Genomic DNA, 1,566 nt, shown 5'->3' with positions numbered 1-1,566 from the left:
GAATCAATTTCATAAAGCTTAGTTCATTAATGTTACACGAAACCGATTTTGCTTTTAGCGTTTTTAAAATTGAATTAAGCTACTTGAATGTTCTCCTTGTTGGCAATGGATTTAGCTATACGATCACACGCTAGCTTCGCTGCGTTATATACTAAATGAGTCAAATCAACATGTACTTTTGCCCGTTTTCCTGTACGATAGCGAACATTGTTTAACTGGAAAAATTCCTTGAGATAAGCAATGACCCGTTCTACTGCACTTCGTTGCTTATAAATCGTTTTCCATGCTTTTGACCCACGAGCTGGGGCAGTATAGCGTCGCAAATCGGTTGTGATTTTCACTTTGTACACCTTCTGGCATAACGTGTCTTCTGCTAATGGGCAGTCCTTACACTCTTTTGGACGTGTATATTTTAACGTCTCGTACGTTGCATCGTAACTATCGTATCGATACGAATGTTCTCGGACACAAGTTGGGGCAAAGTGCTTATCAAATCCCTCTAGCTCTGATTCATTTTTCTTGTTGTAAGCAATAACGGATTGCGCTCCGATTCGGTAAATCTGTTGGTAAATAGCCAGATAATCATAACCTGCATCAAGTGTACTATAAGAAATTTTCAGTTCAGAAAGACGCTCTTGCATTCCTTTTAATAAAGGGATTGCAGCTTTTCCATCATTCAAGTTTCCAGAGGAAAAGAGCGACTGAAGGATGTACTGACTTTTCGTTCCGACGGCGAAGTGTCCTTTGTAGCCAAACCAAAAAACGTTCTTTCCTTCACTGTTTTTCTTGATGCCCCACTTAGGGTCAAGAGGAACAGCGGATCTTAACTCGACTAAAGACGCATCAAGTTGAGCTTCAATCCTTTTCTCGAAAATAGGGAGAGCCGCTTCTCGTTCCGCTTGTTCTTGAAGCCATTTTTCTTTCTCTTCTTTTGATTTGCGGCCGCGCTTTTTTGGTTCAGGTTTAGACTTTTCTTCTTTTGATGGGGCCTGGTCACGAGCTTCGATATGAGTCGCATCAATGGCAATCGTGTCATCTGTGATAAATCCTTCTGTCATTGCTTGAAGGATAAGCGTTTCTTGAACACGTTCAAGAACAGGTGATTCCGCTATTTTAGAAAGCATTCTCGAATAAGAAGCTTCGGATGGAATCGTATCAGAAAGAAGGAACCCGCAATCCAAACGGAACATATAGTCATGTTTGAGTCGTTTAATCAGATCCTTTATCGTCGGAATACGTTCAAGAACTCTAGCGACAAGTGAGTAGATCATAGCTGCATAATTAAGTTGAACAGGCGCGCCATAAAGAGCTTTTTTTGACACAACAGCTAAGAGTGGATCAATGTAAATCGTTGAAAAAACGGCCTCAAAACGATGGGTAGGTTCTAAATCGTATAAATCTTGCAGGTCAAATAGGCTTCCTTGTCGTATAATAGTCATAAGGGAGTCTTCCTCCAGTCGTAGTTTTGTTTGGACACTTAACTAATTCGACTTTTGGGGAGGTACTCCTTTTTTTAGTGCTTAAAAGCCTTGAGCCCGTAGGGACTTAAATTATGAAATTCATTCA

At 40.5% G+C, this 1,566-nt stretch carries 1 protein-coding gene; it reads right to left on the bottom strand.

Annotated elements, in window-relative coordinates; translation table 11 throughout:
- Positions 1-74 precede the first annotated feature (74 nt).
- Positions 75-1,439 (bottom strand): IS1182 family transposase, encoded by a 1,365-nt coding sequence (locus tag M3202_RS21925; protein ID WP_251225344.1) that lies wholly within the window; start codon positions 1,437-1,439, stop codon positions 75-77.
- Positions 1,440-1,566 lie beyond the last annotated feature (127 nt).

It is taken from the genome of Halalkalibacter oceani (genome assembly GCF_023715605.1).
In the GTDB taxonomy this organism is placed as follows: domain Bacteria; phylum Bacillota; class Bacilli; order Bacillales; family Bacillaceae_D; genus Halalkalibacter; species Halalkalibacter oceani.
The sequence above is the reverse complement of the archived record's forward strand: the minus strand, read 5'-3'. Positions and strand labels throughout refer to the sequence as shown.